Source organism: Streptomyces sp. NPDC003943, assembly GCF_053605265.1.
Map to the genome: position 1 here is coordinate 1 of NZ_JBSGIW010000187.1, position 2,397 is coordinate 2,397.

Genomic DNA, 2,397 nt, shown 5'->3' on the forward strand with positions numbered 1-2,397 from the left:
AGTAGCACGCTCAAGACCCGAAGCGGAGTGATCTAGCCATGGGCAGGTTGAAGCGGAGGTAAGACTTCGTGGAGGACCGAACCCACCAGGGTTGAAAACCTGGGGGATGACCTGTGGTTAGGGGTGAAAGGCCAATCAAACTCCGTGATAGCTGGTTCTCCCCGAAATGCATTTAGGTGCAGCGTCGTGTGTTTCTTGCCGGAGGTAGAGCACTGGATAGGCGATGGGCCCTACCGGGTTACTGACCTTAGCCAAACTCCGAATGCCGGTAAGTGAGAGCACGGCAGTGAGACTGTGGGGGATAAGCTCCATGGTCGAGAGGGAAACAGCCCAGAGCATCGACTAAGGCCCCTAAGCGTACGCTAAGTGGGAAAGGATGTGGAGTCGCAGAGACAACCAGGAGGTTGGCTTAGAAGCAGCCACCCTTGAAAGAGTGCGTAATAGCTCACTGGTCAAGTGATTCCGCGCCGACAATGTAGCGGGGCTCAAGCGTACCGCCGAAGTCGTGTCATTGCAGCGTATAGCCCCAACGGGTGCTGTGATGGGTAGGGGAGCGTCGTGTGCCGGGTGAAGCAGCCGCGGAAGCGAGTTGTGGACGGTTCACGAGTGAGAATGCAGGCATGAGTAGCGATACACACGTGAGAAACGTGTGCGCCGATTGACTAAGGGTTCCTGGGTCAAGCTGATCTGCCCAGGGTAAGTCGGGACCTAAGGCGAGGCCGACAGGCGTAGTCGATGGACAACCGGTTGATATTCCGGTACCCGCTTTGAAACGCCCAATATCGAGCCCATTAATGCTAAGGCCGTGAAGCCGTTCCGGACCCTTCGGGGAAAGGAAAGTGGTGGAGCCGCTGACCCAAGGTGGTAGTAGGTAAGCGATGGGGTGACGCAGGAAGGTAGTCCAGCCCGGGCGGTGGTTGTCCCGGGGTAAGGGTGTAGGCCGTGTGGTAGGCAAATCCGTCACACGTTAAGGCTGAGACCTGATGCCGAGCCGATTGTGGTGAAGTGGATGATCCTATGCTGTCGAGAAAAGCCTCTAGCGAGTTTCATGGCGGCCCGTACCCTAAACCGACTCAGGTGGTCAGGTAGAGAATACCGAGGCGTTCGGGTGAACTATGGTTAAGGAACTCGGCAAAATGCCCCCGTAACTTCGGGAGAAGGGGGGCCACACCCGGTGATCACTCTTGCAGTGTGAGCTGGGGGTGGCCGCAGAGACCAGCGAGAAGCGACTGTTTACTAAAAACACAGGTCCGTGCGAAGCCGTAAGGCGATGTATACGGACTGACGCCTGCCCGGTGCTGGAACGTTAAGGGGACCGGTTAGCTCAGATTCGTCTGGGCGAAGCTGAGAACTTAAGCGCCAGTAAACGGCGGTGGTAACTATAACCATCCTAAGGTAGCGAAATTCCTTGTCGGGTAAGTTCCGACCTGCACGAATGGCGTAACGACTTCTCGACTGTCTCAACCATAGGCCCGGTGAAATTGCACTACGAGTAAAGATGCTCGTTTCGCGCAGAAGGACGGAAAGACCCCGGGACCTTTACTACAGTTTGATATTGGTGTTCGGTTCGGCTTGTGTAGGATAGGTGGGAGACTGTGAAGCGGCCACGCCAGTGGTTGTGGAGTCGTCGTTGAAATACCACTCTGGTCGTGCTGGATGTCTAACCTCGGTCCGTGATCCGGATCAGGGACAGTGTCTGATGGGTAGTTTAACTGGGGCGGTTGCCTCCCAAAGGGTAACGGAGGCGCCCAAAGGTTCCCTCAGCCTGGTTGGCAATCAGGTGTTGAGTGTAAGTGCACAAGGGAGCTTGACTGTGAGACCGACGGGTCGAGCAGGGACGAAAGTCGGGACTAGTGATCCGGCGGTGGCTTGTGGAAGCGCCGTCGCTCAACGGATAAAAGGTACCCCGGGGATAACAGGCTGATCTTCCCCAAGAGTCCATATCGACGGGATGGTTTGGCACCTCGATGTCGGCTCGTCGCATCCTGGGGCTGGAGTCGGTCCCAAGGGTTGGGCTGTTCGCCCATTAAAGCGGTACGCGAGCTGGGTTTAGAACGTCGTGAGACAGTTCGGTCCCTATCCTCTGTGCGCGCAGGAATATTGAGAAGGGCTGTCCCTAGTACGAGAGGACCGGGACGGACGAACCTCTGGTGTGCCAGTTGTTCTGCCAAGGGCATGGCTGGTTGGCTACGTTCGGGAGGGATAACCGCTGAAAGCATCTAAGCGGGAAGCCTGCTTCGAGATGAGTATTCCCACCTCCTTGAGAGGGTAAGGCTCCCAGTAGACGACTGGGTTGATAGGCCGGATGTGGAAGCCCAGTAATGGGTGGAGCTGACCGGTACTAATAGGCCGAGGGCTTGTCCTCAGTTGCTCGCGTCCACTGTGTTAGTTCTGAAG

The 2,397-nt window shown here is 56.6% G+C and carries 1 rRNA gene; it reads left to right on the forward strand.

From position 1 onward, the window contains the following. Positions 1 to 2,365, forward strand: a 23S ribosomal RNA gene (locus ACWEV0_RS35845); the annotation flags it as partial. Positions 2,366 to 2,397 lie beyond the last annotated feature (32 nt).